Source organism: Candidatus Moraniibacteriota bacterium, from assembly GCA_016699385.1.
Lineage (GTDB): Bacteria > Patescibacteriota > Minisyncoccia > Moranbacterales > UBA1568.
In genome coordinates, this window is sequence record CP064974.1 from 640,376 (window position 1) to 660,316 (window position 19,941).

Consider the following 19,941-nt stretch of genomic DNA (forward strand, 5'->3'; position numbering starts at 1 on the left):
CTTGGAAAATCGAAATGTCTCCAAAGGATTTTCTCAAATGGCGAACGGACAAAGTGCCTCTCATAGTGCCGACGGGTCGTAAAGAAGTTTCCGAAAATCGAGATGCTCTTTCACGATATTCCGCGTAGTAAAAATGTCGAGAAACGTCTGCGTTGCAGTAATATCATTCTCGTCAAGAGCACTGTACATCCGAAATCGAGAAATCGGCACAATCTTTATCATATCGTCGTCGAGAGCGGTATATCCTTTGAGATACTGTCGTGCCGCATCGGGATTGTCATTAATTTCTGCGACTGCTCGCCCAAATACTTCGAGCACCTTCTGAGCCACCTCTGGATTTTCCATCGCAAAATCTTTTCGGATAACTCCGACGCCAGAATAAAACGGATTGGAAATAGATTTCGTCGTCAAGTGATCCATCATCTCTTTGCCGATTCCTTTTGCTTTTACCACAGTCGGAATCGGTTCAACTGTGATAAGTGCATCTACCTGACCAGCCGCAAGCGCTTGCAACTGAAGTCCAAGAGGCAATTCAACCAACGTAACATTTTTGCCTACAATGAGGTCATGCTTCGCCAGAATATCACGTGCGATGGCATCCCATTGCACGCTCCCCGCTACAATGCCAATACTCTTACCATTCAAATCTTGAAATGACTGCAGTGGACTATCATTCCCAACAAGCAAGGCATCATTTTGAACGACATCATCCCCACCGCCCACAGAATAGATGAGGAGTTTCCTGGGATTTTTCGAATCAGCAATACCGACGACACCCGTTGCCGCAGAGGGCGGCGTGATATCCACCCTTCCCTGCAAGAGAGCGTCGATTATTTGATTTGGCGCTTCGAATTTCACGAATTCCGCATCAATTCCCACCTCTTCGAAATAACCTTTCTCTTTTGCAAGATAGAACGGCAGCCCTTGTACGACCGGCATCGTAGTTATCCTCACCGTTGTCATTTCTTTCTTCCTCTCTACAGCAGAAGAGGGGTTGTTCTCTTGGTCTTCTTTTGGGCGATTGCTGATAAACCACCCACCTGCAAGAACCAAGAGCACCAGTATCATGCCTCCAAATATCCTCTGCATATATTCTTCATAATTATTGATTAAAAAACACTGCCTGCCACAAGAAAAACCCGCGTCGCTTCGGGCACAGTATAACAGAAACAAAACATCCCCGACATACCGAGGATGTTTTGAAAACTACTCAAAAAACCAAGAGCTACTTCAGTGTCACGGTTGCGCCGGCATCTTCGAGCTTCTTTTTCATGGTTTCGGCATCTGCCTTTGCCACTTTTTCTTTCACAATCTTTGGCGCGCCATCAACCAAATCCTTCGATTCCTTAAGTCCGAGACCGGTGATTTCACGGACAGCCTTGATCACATTGATCTTCTGACCACCCGCTGCTGTCAGCTCGACATCAAAATCAGTCTTCTCTGCCGGAGCCTCCGCACCAGCTGCGGCACCTGCCGGCATCGCACCACCCATCATGACGGGTGCCGCTGCCGACACGCCAAACTTCTCTTCAAGTACCTTCACGAGCTCGGACAAGTCCAAAACACTCATCTTCTCGATTTCTTCGACAAGCTTCGCGAATTTCTCCGGAACAACCACTGCTTTCTTCTCTTCAACTTTTTCCTCAGTCATACGAAAAATATTAGGGAAATTAACAAGGAAACACTAGCCTTTCTGTTCAGCAACCTGCCGGAGTGTACGAACCAATCCCGAGAGATTTCCCGAAAGCGTCCGAGCAAATCCAGAAATCGGTGCCATAAGCGTCCCGGCAAGCTGTGCCCGAAGTTCCAACAATGATGGAAGCTTCGAAAGCGCTGCTACCTCATCTGCTGACAACGCTTTGTCTCCAAGCGATCCTGCCGCAATGACGAGTGCTTTGTGCTTCTTGGCAAACTCAACCAGCACCTTTGGCGCGGTCACCTCGTCCGGAGAAAACGCCGCAACAATCTGCCCTTCAAGCGCCCGTACGTCCACCTGAACCCCAACCGACTTGAGCGCAATCGAAAGAAGCGTCTTCTTCACTACGCGAAGCGAGCCACCACTTTTCCGAAGTTCCCGCTGAAGCTCCATGGACTCTTTCACGGTAAGACCGGCATACTTCGCAAACACGACTGACTTTGACGAACGCACTCGTTCCGTCACATCGCCGACGATATCTTCCTTCTGTTTCTTTGTCTGCATAGATTCTTTTCAAAATAGACTTTTCTCCAAGGAAGTTCGACCCTGCTTCCTTTTATCCTTCCTCTTTTCTTGGAAGAAGTCATCTCCTACACGCTCTTCTACAGAACGCTTATAAGAAACGATTGCTTCCAAAAAATTGTGAACTTGAATACTCACCTTCCATACCTGTTTGGTAAGCAAAGAACAGCCGCCTTAACAGACCCCAGGGAATCTCAATAAGAAAGAAACTCCTCCAAGAAACCAGGCGATACCCTGCCTCCCACAAAAGAAAAACAAAAAAATCCGCGATTTCCGCGGACATTTTCTCAAAGAATGCAAAAGTTCAAGTGACACTTGCATTCTTTCCTCGTGAGGACTTGTCTTCGTATTGAAGCGCCTCATGTCTGCGGAAAACTCTACTCGAAACTATTGTAAGGAGCACTATGCTTTCGCTTCTGTCTCACTCTTCTCTGTCTCGCCCTTTTCTGCCTTCATCTCAACCTTTGCTTCCACGGCTTCTGTCGGAGCTTCTTTCGCGACTGGTTTCGGCATTTTCACTGCGCGCTTCCCCTCAGTCAGAATCCCTTCTCGAACGAGAAGATTGTGCGCCGTATCCGAAGGCTGTGCCCCTCGCTCAATCCAATGCTGTATCCGCTCGCGTTTCAACAGCGTCTGCTTGGAATAGGGATCGTAGCTCCCCAAAACCTCGACATGCCGACCGCCTGGCGCCACGGTATGTTCCTGCAACACCACTCGATAACTCGGGCGGTTCTTCCTTCCTGTTCTATTAAATCGAATAGTCAACATAAAAAATCGCTCTTTTTAAGGCTTCCTCCACTCTAGCGCGAGAATAAAAACCTGTCAATACTCGTATATATCCTTAATTCCCAAGAGGTGAGACTCTTGGTAGGATAGAATCATGAAGGCCCCAACACAAGATCACTCAATCCTTCTCCACATTGTCCCCCTTGTGGCACTTTCACCGGAAAAGTCGCCGTTTTTCTCATACCGGTCAAGCAAAGACCTTCCTCGCGGATCTGTTGTTTCAATATCATTCGGACCGAGAACCGTCCGCGGCATTGTCTGGGGACGAGAGTTGTCACACACTTCACCGTCTTTCTCATCGCGAAGACCGTTTCAATACAAAGACGTTGGGAAACTGCTCGCGAGAGCATTCCTCCCCGAAAGCGCGCTTTGCCTCGCAGAGCATCTCTCCTGCGCCAATTCCCTCGCTCTCGGCACCATACTTCCCAAATTCCTCCCAAAGATATTTCCCAAAGAGCACGATATACTTTCAACAGACTCACCAAAAAAGCTTCGCCCATGGAAAAAGCTCTCCATACAGAGAAAACTCTTCACACTCACACGAGAACAAAAACAAGCGACAAAAAACATACTTACCTCCACTCATCCGCATACCCTTCTCTTTGGACCGCCAGCATCAGGCAAAACATTCGTGTACTTCGAATGTATCCAGAAGCTCCTCGCAAAAGGCAGGCAGGCGATTATCCTCTTCCCCGACAAATCCATTCTCCTGCAGGAGCACGATCGCTACGCAAAAATATTTGGAGAGAATGCGCTCGCTGTTTTTCATCCCGGGATGAAAACGTCTGAGCGAGATGCGCTGATTCATCGCGTACAAAGTGGCGACATCCGAATCCTCCTCGGCACTCGATCAGCACTCTTCCTTCCCTTTTGCAAGCTTGCCCTCGTCATCGTAGACGACGCCGGCGCTCCCTCATACCAGAAGCAGGGCATCATCCTGCCATACGAGGTGCATCGCACAGCAGAGAAATTTGCAGAACTCCATCATGCACATTGCCTCTTCGGCTCTTCGGCGCCATCATTTGAAATGTTTTTCACCGCGCGCAAATCAGGAGGACTTGTGACGCTCCCCGCCTCACCCACTCGATCCATATCCTTCCACACTATCAATCTCCGATTCGAACGCTGGAAGAAAAAGCTCGCCCCCGTATCGGAAGAACTTGGCAACGCTCTTGCTGCTACGATTGATCACAAAGAACAGGCACTCCTCTTTGTCTCCCGCGAAGGCATGAATTCCTTCTCCATCTGCACGGAATGCAAGACCGTCTTCAGATGCTCTGACTGCAAGAAACCCCTCGCCTACCGAGCAGAAGGCGATTATTTTTGTATTCACTGCAAGAAAACGCTCGGCGCAACGCCTTCATGCCCTGCCTGCGGGTCGCTCGCCTTTCAACACCTCGGCGCAGGAACCGAGCGCGTCGAACGAGACCTCGCCCGTCGCTTCCCGTATATCCGCACCGTCCGATACGACCGAAAGAGCGCCACTCAGAAAACAACCTTCTCTCGTGTGCAAGAATTCATCGCAGGAACACGAGACGTACTCATCACCACCGAGCACGGCATACGCGGTTGGGACTTGCCCCGCCTCTCACTCATTGGTATCATAGATGCGGACACGCTTCTCGGCGCTCCCTCATGGGATGCAGACGAAATCGCACTCCGAAATATATTCTCCGCAAGCGGACGGGCAGGGAGAGGACGCAACAAAGAATCGGGACAGGGGGATGTTTTCATTCAGACATTCCATCCCGAAAACCCGCTCTTTTCGCTCCTTGGCACAGAAGATCTCGAAGGATTCTTCCGAACCATCGAGGAGGAGCGCCAACTCTTTCTCTACCCCCCTTTCGGCACAATGACCAAACTCATCGGTCGATTCACAACCACGAAGAAACTCTCCCAAGAAGTTGACCGCGTATACGAAGCGCTCCAGGCATATGCAACAGAATCCGGTCGCACACTGCGCATTTCTCCACCATCCCCGATCCGCAAAACACCGCAAACTTCAAAAAGTCGCTTCTTCGAACAACACATCCTCATTCGGCAGTCCCGTTCGTCCAAAAAAAATCTCCCTGCCTTCGAAAACTTCCTCATGACACTTCCTCATGGATGGACAAAAGAAAGTGAATAACGCTGTTTTTCTGAAAAATATGACTACCATTCTCCCTATCGTGACCGGCAGAGATACCGAGATACTTCACCGAAAAGCCGCTCGCGTGAAAGACCCGCTCTCACCCGACATTCAAAATCTCATCCCCGTCATGTTTGATTCTCTTCGTGTTGCGGAAGGAATCGGACTTGCCGCGCCGCAGGTTGATCATTCAATTCGACTCGCCGTCATCGAGATTGAAGGTGATCGAACCGTGCTCATCAATCCAAAGATTACTTCTTTCTCCAAAGAAAAGATTCTCTTCGAAGAAGGATGCCTCAGCCTCCCCAAAGAATACTTCCTCATCGAACGCTCCGAGAAAGTGACTCTCCGCTACGAAGACGAACACGGCAAAGAAATTAAAAAGCGAGCCACGGGACTTTTCGCTATCGTCGTCCAACACGAAATCGACCACCTCGACGGCATCCTCATCGCCGATCGATTCAAAAATCAGAAACAGAGAAAACACTACGCTCTCTAGAAAACATACAGGGAAGGAGAAGCTTGAAAGCAGGATTAGGCAAGAAGAAATCTCTATAAGAAGTTGTCACAAAAACACGCCCTTTTTGTACTGTTTTTCGGGAAAAATTGTTTTTTTGCGGCTTTCGGAGCAAGCGGAGACAAGCAAAAAAACAATTTTTCCCGAAAACAAGCTTATCTTACAAACTCCAAAAGTTTTCCAAGAAAAATATTCTACAGAATACAAATTTCCTCGATATACTAAGAGAAAAAATTATGTCAGAAGCATCGAGCACCCGCGTAGTGTTTATGGGAACACCACACTTCGCAGAAACAATGCTCCAATCAATCGTCGGCGCGGGCTACAATGTTGTCGCTGCATACACACAGCCCGACCGTCCGTCCGGTCGCAATCAAGAAGTTGTACAGAGTCCCGTCAAGATATTTGCCGACACGCACAGCATACCCGTCGAACAACCCGTCCGATTCGATAGTGAAGCAAAAGAAATGTTGCGCGCTCTCAAGCCAGACATCATCATCGTTGCTGCCTATGGGAAAATTCTCCCACAAGAAGTACTCGACATTCCTCCATTCGGCTGCATCAATATCCATGCCTCCCTCCTTCCTCGCTGGAGGGGCGCTTCGCCAGTTCAAAATGCTCTCCTTGCCGGTGACACCGAAACCGGTGTCACTATCATGAAAATGGACGCTGGTATGGATACCGGAGCAATCTTCAAGCAGAAAACTGTTCCCATTGACCCACTCGATACCACTGCTACCCTCCTCCCAAAACTCGCCAAAGCAAGCACCGCACTTCTCATTCCCACACTTGAGAAATGGCTCGACAAAGAAATAGAACCAACACCACAAGAAACTTCTGGCATAACCCTCTGCCAACTCATAGAGCGTGAAGACGGAAAAGTATTCTGGAGCGATGAGGCAGAATCGATATACAATCGTTACCGGGCACTTTCTCCCTGGCCTGGGATTTTCTCGTTCTGGAGAAAGGATGGCTCTCTCCTTCGCATCAAATTTCACAGCATTTCACTTCAGAAGCAAAGTCCAGAAATACACCATGATCTTGGACAGGTATTTGAAATTGGCGAGACTCTCGGGGTCGCAACCACACGCGGCACCATCCTCCTTAATGAAATCCAGCTTGAGGGAAAGTCCTGCGTCTCCGCCAAAGATTTCATCCGCGGATACCCCGACTTCGTTGGAAGCATACTCGAATAAGAACGCTATGCCACAAGAAAAAGGTTCGAAAGACGCCTTTGTAATTTTTTTGGGACTCGCTCTGGTTATTAGTATTGGAGCATGGTCACTTTTTCGTTCAAAGAATAATCAACAATCCAACAAAAGCATCTCGAATGACACTGTCCAGCAAGAAATCGCCAGCGACTTCCACACTATCACACTCCAGAAGCTCCAAGATATTATTTTACAAAAAGAGCCCGACAGCGGAACGAGAATCATCGATACGCGCCCGACATCACTCTGGGCGGACGAGCACATCATCGGTTCCGAAAGCCTCATGATCGAAGATGCCGAGCAATCTCTCCAGCCAACCGATGCTGAAAAATCACAAAATTGGGTCATTGTCGCACCAAGCACCTCTTCGGCGGGGCAGCTTGTTGCACTCTTGCGGACACGTGGCATTCCCGACGAGCATATTTTTGTATTCGACGGAACCTACGAATCATGGAAAGAAAAGACCGGACTCATCATACGCCGCGCCGATCCCACTTCCTCCCTTGACGTCACCAAGGTCACGCTCACTTCTCCCGAAGAAGCGAAAACAAAAATCGGCAGTGGCGGACAATGGTTCATCCTCGATATCCGCTCTCCCGATCTTTTTTCCAGCGGACACATAGCTGGCGCCACCAACATTCCTTTCGCAAGCATCGAGGCAAATCGCCACATCATTCCCTCAACGGCGAGCATACTCGTCTACGGTGCCAACGACCGCGAGAGCTTCGCTGGCGGAGTCCTCCTTTTCGACCTCGGTTTCTTCAATACTATCACACTCTCCTCTGGATTTGACGAATGGAAAACAAAGAATCTCCCTGTGGGGAAATAGCAAAGATACCTTCGACAAAAAAATTATAAAACGACTCTTTCTGCTAAGAGTCGTTTTATGTCAGACGTGTTCAAAGTATCGAGACCAATACCATTCAAAGACTACTCTGTCACCACAGCGAGAATATCTTCGTTTTTGACAATGGCATATTCAGTACCGGCTATCTTGATATCGGTTCCGCCATAGCGGGTATAGATAATGTGCTGACCGGGCTTCACCTTGATCTTGTCACTCTCGCCAATCGCTACAACCTTGCCTTCCTTTGAGGATCGATCCGAAGAGGCATTCTCCGGCAAATAAAGACCTGAATCGGTTTTCACTTCCGGCTTTTCAAAAGCAACCAACACATTCTCACCAAGTGGCGCAACATTCACCTTTTTCATAGGCATATTCAGATTAACGGATTATCACTCTCTCTATTTTAAGAAAGCGATTGGCACTTGTCAAGGAAGAGTGCTAAAAATTTGTCTCTTGAAGCACGCTACAGATCAACAGACACATCTTGCTCTATTCCTCCACGAAGTACGCGGAGCGTCGCGATATCTCCCCGACTCAGTCTCCCGATTGCTACAGAGAGTGGGTTGTCGAGATTAATCTCTTGCTCGTTAACAGCGATAACAATATCACCAATACGAAGCCCTGCCTTTTCCGCTGGTGATCCTGAGAGGATGGCAAGTCCCTGTCGCCCGGAAGGAGTCATGATAAGCGCGCCACGGTCACGACCAATTGAGTTGGCAATCGCATATGCCTTGGTGATAGAAATATACGAAACGCCCAAACGAGGTCGATTCGAAAGCGTCCCGCGCACTTGTCGTTCAAGCGATGCCTTCACAGCGCTCCCAGGAAGCAGAAATGTTTCGAAACCACCGTCTTTCGGCGCGTTCCCAACGATACCAACTAAATCCCCTTGATAGTCGATAGCTGGACCGCCAAGATAAGGAGCAAGTGTCGCAGCATCAACAGCATACACGCCCTCCCACTGCTCCGACGATGCAACGACACCTCCGGCGATATTAAATGATTTGTCTGTATTGCCCAAAAGTCCCGTTGAATAACGGTTCCGATATTCTTCCGCCGTATTAGCAATCAAAATTAATTTCTTCCCCGCGCGAATCCCATCCGGATCAGCGAAAGATATGGAAGGTAAATTGGAAGCCGCAATCGACAAGTAGGAAAGTCCCGTGAGCGAGTCAGTCGCCACAAGTGTCGCAGGATAACTTATTCCATTGTAGAGAAATACGGTATACGAGGCATTTTCGAGAAGCGCTGTGCGAAACGTTGCAATGAGACCATCATTGGTGACGAGTACACCGCTTCCTTGGAGCATGCCCACATTTTTCGAAGTTTCCTCTCCAACCTTTGCGATTTCGGCACCACCGCCCCTCCTCACCGAAAGAATATTCACCACCGAAGGAGATGCCGAAAGCGCAATCGTCTCCACTGAGTCATCTTCACGAATCGTCACCTGCTCTGTCTTGTTGATAATAACCGTGTTCTCAGCTGCCTTTTGGAATATTCCCCATCGGGAAAGAAAACTATCCGCAGCGATTTTTGGCAAGAGCACGCGATCGGCAACGATGCCCGCCACACCTCCAAGGAGCGCGATGCTTGCAACCACAAACCCAGACCACAAACATTTTTTCACAAGTACGTTCATAAAACTCAACATTCAAAGATTTCAAAAGTAAGAGCATCCTCAAGAAGTCATGAGAAACAATCTCGACTAACAGGCTCAATAAGTTCCATTATACACTACACCACCTGAAACCACTGAGCGCTCGAGAGTACCACTATCGTGAGGAGAAGTATGAGAATCACATGCGCCGCCAAGCGCTTCTTCGAAATGCCTCCCGCCGTTTCTGCCTGAATACTATCCCAGATAGGAGAAGTAAACATAAGCATAAGTACGCCTGTTGTCAAGTACCCAAACGGCCAAAACGTCCCAATCCAAGCAAGTTGTGCCGCAAAGAATCCCAGGAGAAGCGCATAAAACATCGCCTTCTCCCACTCTTCACGAAACGAACGCAAAAAGACAGAAAGTCCCACCAGAAACGCCGACACTCCACACGACAGCATCAGCATATACTCGGTAAATCTCTGAAAATTCAGAAACAAACCAGAAAAAACACTAAAGAGAAAAAAGAGTGTTGTCATTGCAACAAGCGACAGCATACTCTGTGCTGTGAGGTCGCCCGCGTACTGTCGAAGTCTATAAATCCCAAGCACTGCCACGTAGAAAACGAGTGAGCTCAAAAGAATGAATATGTGTTTCTCACGTGAAGAGCTCACAAAAAACAAAAGGAACACTGCCGAAAATGAAAAGAGTGTCGGCACAATAGCCAAACTCGCCGATCCTCCAAATCGCCACGACATCCGAAAAACTCCCCCCAGAAAAATGAGCGCGAGCATCAAAAACCATTCCGGAAACAATACAACAAGCTCCAATGACCCAAAGAAAAACGCCGCAAACAACAAAAGAGACGCATGAAATAACATAGAAAAATCCCCAGAAAAAATTCCCGCCTTCACTTCCCCATCCTACTCTTTTCCCATCTCAACATGCAAGCACGAAAGAGCAAGACGAAAAGTTTTAACTACAAAAAAAACGCCCCGATGATTCCAACCGGGGCGTAGAATTTTTCAAATTTTTCAGACACACTCAATCTCCCAGGAAGTCTCCTTTCCGATACCCCTGATTTTCCATTTTTTTTCGAAGGGAACTTCTCGCCGTAAAATCAATCTGATGAACCCGTGCTCTTGTTACGCCAAGTTCCTCTCCCAATGAACCAAGCGTCCTTGGCTCTTCATCGGGAAATCCGAACCGCCCCGATACTACGCACTTCTGCCGCGGACCCAGCGTCCCAAGAAATTCTCCAACAACTTCTCGTTGATTCTCGAGAGAAACTATCTCCTCAGGAGGGCACGCTTGGTCAGTCAGAATATCAAGCAAGCTCCTTCCACTACCCTTGACTGTTTCTTCTTCAGCATCAAGGGACACCACACCCGATAAGTACATATCAGCATACTTTCGAGCCGACTTCAAAGGAATTTTTGCCTCAGCTGCCGCGCGAGCCAATGCATCCCCTCGGTCAAATGCTTCCAGAAATTTCTCCATCTCCCGGTGAAACTTTGCAAACTTCCAGTGCAAGCCTCTTGGAAAAGACACTGCGTTAAAAGTATCAGCATAGGCAACCCTGAGCTTTCCAAGAATATACCGAATGGCATATGTCGAGAATCGAAATCCCATTTCTTCATCAAAACGACTCCCTGCTTCGAGAAGAGCAAGATTTGCCTCCTGAACGCAATCATCAAGACTCATCATGATATTGTTCCGATGTGACGCCCAGAAACGGCGTGCCGACCAGAAGGCCAATCGAAGATTAGCCTGAACAAGATCATTGCGCGCGCCAACATCACCACCCTTTATCCGCACGGCAAGTGCTTTTTCTTCCGATGCATCAAGAAGTCGAAAAGTCCCTACCATTCGATTGTACCAGCCATTCATTCCCTCTTCGGGATGATATCGCTGTTTTTTGGGAATATCTTTGTCACCTTCAGCAAGAGTCTTTCTCGTCCGGCGACGTCCTTTGACATTGACTCCCTTTTCTGAAGATTCATCCTGGATTCGCATCTCCTCTGGCGCACTTGTGCCACCAGAACTCTCATTGATTTCAGCATCGAGCATCAATGCTATATCAGCGCTCGATTCCATCACAGGATCGCACTTCTCCGATTGTGGAACACACCTCGCATGACGATACGAGAGAAAGTCAATTTGGAGATAATCGCCACGTCGAACGATACGACCAAGATCATCACCAAGAAGATTAACTCTCAGTACGTCCTTACCATTCAACAGATTCGCCTGAATCGGAATACCGTATATGCCACCGGTTGGATTCACTATACGAATAAGCATTCTCCCAAGAGAGATACCCGTAAACCGCTCGAGAGAAATATGCTGAGTGCTCCGCACAACATCTTCCGTATCACCCATTCGAAATACGTGTTGACATATTGGGCACCGAAGAATTATTGGCGGCACGATTACATACTTATCAGGACTCGCGAGGAGAACATTCTCACGACGCCTCCCGCATTGGGAAAGAAAGTCCGATTTTCCAACGAGCTCCGTTTGAATACCAGAGAGACCTGGTTTCCACTGAAGGCACTGACCATCTTCGCGAAGTTCAAACACCCCCTCCACCAAAAACCAGGAAAGTTTTTCTCCTCCCACCGCCGCTTCTCGACGCCTCTGAAGCATCAACAAAAATTTCTTTGTTGACTTGAGTGACAAGAGGATTCCCTCAACTGAATCGTATGACTGCTTGGCAATCCTTTTGGGCTTCGATTTCATGATGAACACCCCTATTGCAGAACGTTAGCCAAAATATAGAAAGAACCTCCTCTACTATATGGAGGGAATCCTTTTGTTGTCAAATTATTTCAGCCATATACTCTGCCAAAAGCTATCGATTTACATACCGTCCATATTCTTCTCCGACAAATTTTTTGATGGAAGAAATTGGGACAATGTTCGGATATCGGGCAAGTATCTTGAGTGCAAGGTAGACACTGATAACGAAAACGGCATTCCAAATACCAGACGCGTGACGAATAGTAAAGGAATGAATCATGCCGAAGAAAAACACTCCGTACACTATTCGGTGAAGCGTCACCCACTTCCTTTTGAGAATGCGGATCGAAAGAGCATTGGAAGTAAAGAGTAGAGGGAGTGTCAGCATATACGACACAATACCCGCAAGAAGCACGGGTTCTATACGAAGAGGTGTGGCGAAATAAGTGAGGAGTGGAAGCGGAAACCACACCGGATCTATCAGATACCCAATGCCATGCACCGTCACGAGATAGGCAAAGAAAATACCAAGCTGCCGCCGCATGCCCATAAGCAATTGGAAAAGCGAGATCGGGAAAAGCTTCGTAATCGGACTTAAGAATACGATGAACACCAAGAGATTCCTTGACCACTCGCCAAAACTATTGCGCAGATCAGGAAAGAAAAACCCGAAAAGACTCGCGTGCGCAATGAGTAGTATTGCCATCTTCACTTCCTGATACCATCGTCGAAGAAATGTCGTCGCCTCATCATACATCCAAAAAAACATTCGAGGAATCGTAGTCATAAAAAAATTCGGAGTTTATGCGTAGTGCCAATTAACTTCCTTTCACAAAAAGAAAACAGGGCTATAATCGAAACATAGAATTATCCGCTAAAACAAATCTATGCTCAACATCGCCACTGTTCTCACCACTATATTCACATATGTCGATGAGCACTGCAAGAGCCATATCTCTGAGAAGCACTGACCAGCCCCAAAACTTACCGACGGGGTACCCTCCATCATTCATCGCCTTGTAAAAATCAATAAGACAAAGCCACCACACTCCTCAAAAGCGACAAAATATTGAAACACCCTCTTTTTTCCTCCATGCACTCTCAGTAAGATGACCGAAAACGTGTATTTGGAATGAAAAAAAACTCCCCCAGACGCTACAAGGGGAGTAAATACTTTCATCAAATTACTTCGGGATTCCCATATCCTCTTCTTGGAACCGCTCCAAGGGTTTTCCGGTTGCGAGTTCCACCATGCACCGATAGTTCCTCGTCGTTTGAAGAACTAATTCTTGAGGAGGAATCCAGTTAGGATTCGACTTAACATTTGCAGCTCTTCCTGCAATTCGAATTACCTCCTTGTCAAAACTCGGTGAAGTCCTCCCTTCAGCCATAGCGACCTTTCGTTCTTCTTCCGGCCAAAAACGACTGGAGTCCGGCGTCAGCACCTCATCAATAAGGACGATTTCTCCGGAATCAGCATAGCCGAATTCAAACTTTGTATCGGCAAGCGTTATCCCGGGGAAAGCAAGTCGCTCCTTGGCACGCCGGTACACGGAAACCGCCATATCGCGAACATACTCCGCCGCTTCCCTCCCGACAATTTCCACCGCCCTCTCAAAGCTGATGTTCTCATCATGCTGTCCGTAGTCCGCCTTCGTCGACGGCGTGAACAAGATAGCGGGCAGCTCGCTTCCATCAATAAGGCCGGGAGGCAGTGAAACCCCGCACACGCTCCCACTCTTCTGATAATCAGCGAGACCCGATCCCGTCAGGTATCCTCGCACTATCGCCTCAATCTTGAGCACCTTGGTCCGTCTCACCACAATCATGTTTTTCATGAGAAGGCAGAGACCCGTTGTTCCGAGCTCGGAACACAGCTCCGGCGGAAGGTAGGCGACAATATCATTTCCATAGGCCAAGAGATGGTTCGGAACATCCCGAAACACGTTCACAAGCCAGTGAATCGTCATCGCTGTCAGTACGGCGCCTTTCTGGGGAATAGTCGTATTCAGGACGATATCGAAAATACTCACTCGATTCGTCGCCAAAATGTAGAGCAGGTTGGGATACCGGGGATTTACAAACATTTCACGCGTCTTTCCCGTGGACACGTGAATGAGTCCGCCGGATTCCAACTGCTGAATCATGGGCTCAACTGAAGCATTTTCAGGATACTTTCGCCGTCCATGATGATAGGCACCGGCAAGATTGAATGTCTGCGGCGGTTTCTGCTCGCTCAAAAGAATCTCCGGGAGCTCCCCGTTCACAGCATATTCAAACGCCGCTGTAGACTCCGCAAAGAATTCCTCTCTGAAGACGAACTGCGCGTTAGGCACTTCCTTTGCAGAAAGATAGGCCGCTTGATTCGCTTCTTCCGATTTCCCCATGATCGGCACCACAATAAAGCACGTATGGTTATTGCGATACTCGTTGCGAGAAATAGCGTCGGCGTCGCCAAAAATTGCCGCCAACTTTCCGGCACAGACAATCACTACATCCACCTCATAATCCGAGAACTTGTAAAGCAAATCTCTCAACTCCTTCGGATTTCGATGTGTACTGCACACCTCCACAGCCAAAACTTTGACCAATCCTTGCGCCTCCGCCACGCGGAGTACTGCCAATCCCGAGGTAATCCGACCAAGATCAGAATCCGAACCACACAACACCACGATCGTTCTCATGATACCTCTCCTCTTCTCTTCAAAATCAAAACACATTGTTAAAAAAACTCTGTGGATCTCGCCACAAAAAACATGCGGAATCGCAGATAACTGCCCATCCATACAAACAAAGAAAACCTCCTTTGTCAATTCCTCCAAGTGGCAGCAAGTTCTACTTTCTCCGCACTTTCTCTGTCACCCAGAACTCGCCAAAATACTTTCCGAAGAGCAATCGCGTCTGCGAATCAAGTGCCGGAAAGGCAGAGAGAAAAGCGACGAATGGCGACAATACCCACTGAAACAGCATGAGGATATGTTTTGACCAGTGGTATTTCGCTGGTCTCGGCGGAAGAGAGAACAGCGAGAGTGGCACTGACACCACCATGCCAAGCATCGCGAGCGTCATAAGACGCTGTGTGATGAGCGGGAGATTGTGTGCCAAGACACTCTCGCGAAACGCGGCGCCACCCAAGACAAGCGGCAGCCACCCGAGAAGCGCGAGAATAAAAGACGTCGTCGCCCACGAATAATGTCCCTCGAGCATTTCAAAAGAGATGCGAAACTTTTTGAAAAAAGAAATGCGTCGATCCGGCCAGAGAGCACGCATCGTGACGGGAAAGTTCTCGATACCATATGCCCATCGACGGTTTTGTTTGTATTGATTCACGATAGTTTTCCAATACGTACTCGAGAGAACTGCGTCGAGTGATACTGGCAGATGAATCGGCTGCACTTCGTAGTCACCATGGAAATAGGCCAGACATTTCCAGTAAATATTGGAATCCTCACTAATCATATTGACCAACCAAAAATCTACCTTGACCAAGGTATCAAACGGTTCACTATGCGACGAGAACGTCACCATCTGTCGTCGCGTACTCTGAAAGAGATGCCAAAACGACGATCCCGTCACCACAAGTCGCACAAAGGCATTCGTATCCCAGATAGTATTGTGATAGACCGGCATCGGCTGATACGCCCGCTGAAGCCGATTCGGATTGGTGACATAGGCATAGGTGAGCGCTGCGAAATATTCTGGATGCGCGATACTATCACAATCAAAATTCGAGAAAACAACTCGCGTATAGTCGATATGTCGCTCATCAAGATATTGCTGCAATACTTTCGCAGCAAACTTTGCATTTGATGCCTTGCATTTCATTTCTCCATCCGCGACCACATGCGTCGTCACGAGGAAATCTCGGAACACTCCATCAAACTTCTTCTTCAGATACTCCACTTTCGCGAGGCGATGCGCCTCATCTTCACGCTCCTCAGTCGCCAAGAGCACAATCATTTGTTCCTTGGGAAAGTTTGCCTCGGCGAGCGAGCGAATAGACGGTTCGATAATATCCGCATCCTCTCCCGCGGTCGGCAAGAGGACAACATGGATAACATTCCGCCAATCCATTATTTTGTGTTCGGACATCGCCAATTGTTTCACCTCAGCGAGCGTCTCTTTCGTTCGACAAATCTCTGCACTTATCGTGCGGCGATGCCGAAGTGACCATACTGACAATTGCGACCGAGCTGCCTGCATATCAGAAAGTCGCGATTCCAGCTCACGCACAAACCCTGCCGGATCGAGACTTTTCTGACATCGCTCCCACCAATCCACTCGTTTGGATCTCACGAGACGGAAATGCGCCCGCGTTGAATAGAACGAGATAAACACAATGCGGTAGAGCCAATAGAGATCAAAAAGAATAATGAAAATCGCCGCCCAGAGTGGCAGTAGGAATGAAAGCGCAAACATCCCCAGAAGCGTCCCCCACGAAAGGAGTCCTGGCACCATTTCAAGCGCACGCTGAACCCGCCGCTCTCGCGGTTTGGTCGTCTTTGGATTGGGAAATGTAAACACTTTTTCGTCCATAAATACAGACAGATAATACCCTATTTGAAGGAAAACCGCAAGGAAAAAGCCGCGGTTTTCGAAAGAACCGCGGCACTACATGAACACAACTACTATCAAATCTCTTCGTGAGTAGTCACTAGTGAGTAGTCACTAACTGCTGAGCAAACTAACCTGAGACACTCTCCTTATCGAACTCGGGATTAATAGCTTGTTGCGGGAGACCATGTTCTTCACACATCCGAATTGCTTGAAAGCACGCTGTCTCGAGCATATTTATATTAGCTTTTGCCACCCCCAAAGTATTGAGAATTGCAGATATGTCCCCGCCACTCTTGCATTCATTTGTCCTTATAGAATACAGCACAGATGCTATGTTCGATAACTCTTTAAGGGCACGTATCTCTTCTTCTGTTAGACGAAAATACATATCCATTCCGCTCTCCCGCAAGAAAATTGAACAAGAACTTGAACCCCGCTATACTGAAACCATTCCAGAAAGCGTCATTTCTGTATAAACCATTTTTTAACTCTTGTCAATATGCTCCGGCATTTTCCCAACAATTTTTTCTGGGGAGCAGCGACAGCATCACACCAGGTAGAGGGTGGAACAACCAATGACTGGAGCAAGTGGGAAAAGGCAAATGCAAACCGTCTTGCTCGCGAAGCCATATCAACATTCGGTCATCTCCCCGGTTGGACGGAAAAATTCGGCGACGAAGCATCTCGTCCCGAGAATTATATCTCCGACATTGCCTGCGACCACTACCATCGCTACGAAGAAGATTTCGATATTGCAAAGGACTTAAATCATACCGCCTATCGCTTTTCCATTGAGTGGTCTCGCATTGAGCCCGAAGAAGGAGAATGGGATAAACAAGGAATCGCGCACTATCAAGACGTCATTCGCGCACTTCGAGCACGAAACATCGAGCCCTTCGTCACCCTCTGGCACTGGACACTCCCCCTCTGGCTCGCAGAGAAAGGCGGGATACTCGCACCACAATTTCCCGAATATTTCGCGCGATACGCAGAGAAAATAGCACAAGCGCTTGGCAACGACGTGCAATTTTGGATTACCCTCAATGAGCCAGATGTCGTCACAGGGCACGCCTATATCAAAGCTCAGTGGCCACCGCAAGAGAAGAGTTTTCTCAAATACTTACGTGCCAATCTCGCCCTCATTAGCGCGCACAAGAGGGCGTATGACGCCATCAAAAAAAACTTTCCAAATGCGCACATCGGCATCGCCAAACATCAGCTCTCATTCGAACTTTATCGAAACACTCCCACTAATCGATTTCTGAAAAAAGTAGCGCACTATTTCTGGAATCGCTGGTTTCTCAATCACATCAAACGCCACCAGGATTTTATCGGACTCAATCACTACGGTCGCTGCGTCCTAGACAACGGCTTCTACAAAAACCCAAACGAACGCCGCACCGATATCGGCTGGGAATTCTACCCCGAGTCCATCTACCAGGCGCTCGTCGATCTCAAGCCCTATGGGAAGCCAATATACATCACCGAAAACGGTCTCGCCGACCAAGACGACACGATGCGCACAGAGTTTCTCACACGCGCCCTCACCTCCGTCCACCGCGCGATAGCAGACGGCGCCGACGTCCGTGGCTACCTCCACTGGTCACTCCTCGACAACTTCGAGTGGGACAAGGGTTTCTGGCCACGCTTCGGTCTCATTGATATCGACCACCACACGCTCGAACGTCGCATTCGCCCAAGCGCCCGCTACTATGCCGAAATCTGCAAAGCAAACGCGCTCGAAACCGCCGATTAGCCCTTGCATCAACGGCTTTTTGTGCTACAATCCCAGAAAGCCAATCGGCTTTTGTTTTTGTCTTCCGGTCCCATCGTCTATCGGTTAGGACATCAGGTTTTCATCCTGAAAAGAGGGGTTCGACTCCCCTTGGGACTACCAACTGTGATTCGTTAACAAAGAATGTCGAGGAAAGCTCGAATACATACGATAGCTTTGGTGTTCCATTAAGTATGTTTTCGTAAGTAGGCATTTCTTCAAAGACCAGTCCATAAAGACCCCTCTGAACCCTGAAATCGCCTTGATTCAATAGGACTTCCGCTGGGTGTTCCATTATTTGCTTCGCCTCGCTCATAAACAACTTTATATCATCTCTGGTGATTTGAATTTTGTCCCGCTCCTTGCGGGCGTTTTTAATTTCATTTTCCAGCTGTTCAACCTTTTGTTCGAGCCGCTCCCTGACTACGGGACTTCTGGTAGCCATGATAACTTCGATTGTTGCCGCCTGTTGAACTTCCAAATCCGCGACATTGCGGTGAATATCGCCTGATGCCCGAACGATTTCTTGTTCGCGTTGTCGAAATTTATTAAGGAAAGTGACCTCCAGACCGTTCAAGATATCCGGATTAAACTTCAGGTTACTTATATACTTGTGAATGTTATCCTCAAAAGTTTTTTTACTCACCCCGAAATATTTATGTTTTCGACTGCAATGATAGATTGCAAATCCCTTGCCTGATTTTCCTTTTGGGCAACTACCCATCATTTCATTTAGGCACAGCGGACACCGAATGAATTTGAACGGAAAAAGTGGGTTGTTCCGGTTTCTTATTTGACCTGTCTTTGCCTTACCTCGAACCATCCCCAAACTCCTGTCCGGATTTTCTTTGATTGAAACCTTGCCTCTATTTGCCTTATTGAATAGATCGATGCTAACCAAGCCATTGTATTTCGCCCGAATCGGCTGGTAATGCGTCCATTTTTCGTAATGCACACCAGCATAAATAGTATTCTGAATATAACGCTGTAGTTGCTTGACTGTCAGAAGATTTCCTCCTCTCTGACCAATAATTTTCTCGTGCCTCTTGTCCCATTTATCATAAATAGGAGTTCTGTATCCCATAGCATTGGCTCTCTCGACGATTTCTGGATCAGAAAGACCCTGTGCCCGTAGTTCAAACATGGTGACATAGAACTTAGCTCGTTCTGGATGAGGCACCTGAATAGTTTTCTTCTTGCCACCTTCAACTATGATCTTCTTGTTAACGTAGCCATCGGCTGCTCGACGAGCCCTGTATCCTTGGAGGGTAAGTCTGATTTCTTGTCCAATCAGCCGAGTCAAAACATGTGTTACCTCTTGATTGGCGGTTGTCGCCATCACTGATTCTGTAATTTCGCTTGGTGAGAGCCTGCTCCAATCGTATTCGAAGCCAGTATCTTCAAGGGTATTTTTCGAAGGTTGAATGACACCCCAGGTATCAATAAGGTCTACTCCGCACTTGGCCAGCTCTTTCTTCATTCGATCATACTCACCGTTTCCTGCACGTGTAAGCCTATCAATTGATCGGAACACATAATAATCTATAAGACCGGGGTGTGCTTT

General features: G+C 48.0%; 18 protein-coding genes and 1 tRNA gene. 6 read left to right on the forward strand and 13 right to left on the reverse strand.

All coding sequences use genetic code 11. The features are described from left to right. Positions 1 to 60: 60 nt before the first annotated feature. The 4 genes from IPJ67_03050 to rpsP all read right to left on the reverse strand — a co-directional run bounded on the left by IPJ67_03050 (position 61) and on the right by rpsP (position 2,986). The gene (locus IPJ67_03050) at positions 61 to 1,089 is read right to left on the reverse strand and encodes an ABC transporter substrate-binding protein (protein QQR77110.1); all 1,029 of its coding nucleotides are present in this window, start codon (positions 1,087 to 1,089) and stop codon (positions 61 to 63) included. Positions 1,090 to 1,225: 136 nt separating this feature from the next. After that, positions 1,226 to 1,651 carry a 50S ribosomal protein L7/L12 gene (rplL, locus tag IPJ67_03055; GenBank protein ID QQR77111.1) on the reverse strand — a complete coding sequence of 142 codons (426 nt, stop codon included), beginning with the start codon at positions 1,649 to 1,651 and terminating at the stop codon, positions 1,226 to 1,228. 33 nt (positions 1,652 to 1,684) lie between these two features. Further along, entirely contained in the window at positions 1,685 to 2,200 is a 516-nt protein-coding gene (locus IPJ67_03060; protein QQR77112.1) for a 50S ribosomal protein L10, read from the reverse strand. Positions 2,201 to 2,620: 420 nt separating this feature from the next. After that, positions 2,621 to 2,986: a 30S ribosomal protein S16 gene (rpsP, locus tag IPJ67_03065; protein ID QQR77113.1), complete on the reverse strand. Its 366-nt coding sequence runs from the start codon at positions 2,984 to 2,986 to the stop codon at positions 2,621 to 2,623. Between the two features lie 112 nt (positions 2,987 to 3,098). Here rpsP and priA point away from each other — a divergent pair, with 112 nt between their 5' ends. From priA to IPJ67_03085, 4 genes are all read left to right on the forward strand, one after another. After that, positions 3,099 to 5,132 carry a primosomal protein N' gene (priA, locus tag IPJ67_03070; protein ID QQR77114.1) on the forward strand — a complete coding sequence of 678 codons (2,034 nt, stop codon included), beginning with the start codon at positions 3,099 to 3,101 and terminating at the stop codon, positions 5,130 to 5,132. Between the two features lie 19 nt (positions 5,133 to 5,151). Next, positions 5,152 to 5,631 carry a peptide deformylase gene (gene def, locus IPJ67_03075; GenBank protein ID QQR77115.1) on the forward strand — a complete coding sequence of 160 codons (480 nt, stop codon included), beginning with the start codon at positions 5,152 to 5,154 and terminating at the stop codon, positions 5,629 to 5,631. Positions 5,632 to 5,885: 254 nt separating this feature from the next. After that, positions 5,886 to 6,845 carry a methionyl-tRNA formyltransferase gene (locus tag IPJ67_03080; protein ID QQR77116.1) on the forward strand — a complete coding sequence of 320 codons (960 nt, stop codon included), beginning with the start codon at positions 5,886 to 5,888 and terminating at the stop codon, positions 6,843 to 6,845. Positions 6,846 to 6,852: 7 nt separating this feature from the next. Then, positions 6,853 to 7,689 (forward strand): hypothetical protein, encoded by an 837-nt coding sequence (locus IPJ67_03085; GenBank protein ID QQR77117.1) that lies wholly within the window; start codon positions 6,853 to 6,855, stop codon positions 7,687 to 7,689. A gap of 101 nt (positions 7,690 to 7,790) precedes the next feature. On the opposite strand, the gene IPJ67_03090 is transcribed toward IPJ67_03085, so the two are convergent. The 8 genes from IPJ67_03090 to IPJ67_03125 all read right to left on the reverse strand — a co-directional run bounded on the left by IPJ67_03090 (position 7,791) and on the right by IPJ67_03125 (position 16,582). Further along, entirely contained in the window at positions 7,791 to 8,078 is a 288-nt protein-coding gene (locus IPJ67_03090; GenBank protein ID QQR77118.1) for a co-chaperone GroES, read from the reverse strand. Between the two features lie 92 nt (positions 8,079 to 8,170). Then, the gene (locus IPJ67_03095) at positions 8,171 to 9,346 is read right to left on the reverse strand and encodes a serine protease (GenBank protein ID QQR77119.1); all 1,176 of its coding nucleotides are present in this window, start codon (positions 9,344 to 9,346) and stop codon (positions 8,171 to 8,173) included. Between the two features lie 95 nt (positions 9,347 to 9,441). Beyond that, positions 9,442 to 10,185, reverse strand: a complete 744-nt coding sequence (locus tag IPJ67_03100) for a hypothetical protein (GenBank protein ID QQR77120.1) — start codon at positions 10,183 to 10,185, stop codon at positions 9,442 to 9,444. 163 nt (positions 10,186 to 10,348) lie between these two features. After that, on the reverse strand, positions 10,349 to 12,046 hold the full coding sequence (locus tag IPJ67_03105; GenBank protein ID QQR77121.1) for a sigma-70 family RNA polymerase sigma factor: 1,698 nt from the start codon (positions 12,044 to 12,046) through the stop codon (positions 10,349 to 10,351). A gap of 112 nt (positions 12,047 to 12,158) precedes the next feature. Beyond that, positions 12,159 to 12,833 carry a ferric reductase-like transmembrane domain-containing protein gene (locus IPJ67_03110; protein QQR77122.1) on the reverse strand — a complete coding sequence of 225 codons (675 nt, stop codon included), beginning with the start codon at positions 12,831 to 12,833 and terminating at the stop codon, positions 12,159 to 12,161. 61 nt (positions 12,834 to 12,894) lie between these two features. Then, complete coding sequence (locus IPJ67_03115) at positions 12,895 to 13,095, reverse strand: hypothetical protein (protein QQR77123.1); 201 nt, start codon at positions 13,093 to 13,095, stop codon at positions 12,895 to 12,897. 135 nt (positions 13,096 to 13,230) lie between these two features. After that, positions 13,231 to 14,730, reverse strand: coding sequence for a phosphoribosylaminoimidazolesuccinocarboxamide synthase (locus IPJ67_03120; GenBank protein ID QQR77124.1), 1,500 nt, complete (start codon positions 14,728 to 14,730; stop codon positions 13,231 to 13,233). A gap of 151 nt (positions 14,731 to 14,881) precedes the next feature. After that, positions 14,882 to 16,582, reverse strand: a complete 1,701-nt coding sequence (locus IPJ67_03125) for a glycosyltransferase family 2 protein (GenBank protein QQR77125.1) — start codon at positions 16,580 to 16,582, stop codon at positions 14,882 to 14,884. A gap of 520 nt (positions 16,583 to 17,102) precedes the next feature. Between IPJ67_03125 and IPJ67_03130 the strand changes: the two genes are divergently transcribed. Both IPJ67_03130 and IPJ67_03135 read left to right on the forward strand, forming a co-directional pair. Then, positions 17,103 to 18,359: a glycoside hydrolase family 1 protein gene (locus tag IPJ67_03130; protein QQR77126.1), complete on the forward strand. Its 1,257-nt coding sequence runs from the start codon at positions 17,103 to 17,105 to the stop codon at positions 18,357 to 18,359. 66 nt (positions 18,360 to 18,425) lie between these two features. Further along, positions 18,426 to 18,500: transfer RNA gene (locus IPJ67_03135), tRNA-Glu, on the forward strand. On the opposite strand, the gene IPJ67_03140 is transcribed toward IPJ67_03135, so the two are convergent. Next, on the reverse strand, positions 18,460 to 19,857 hold the full coding sequence (locus tag IPJ67_03140) for a recombinase family protein (GenBank protein QQR78035.1): 1,398 nt from the start codon (positions 19,855 to 19,857) through the stop codon (positions 18,460 to 18,462). The genes IPJ67_03135 and IPJ67_03140 overlap by 41 nt on opposite strands. Positions 19,858 to 19,941: the final 84 nt, after the last annotated feature.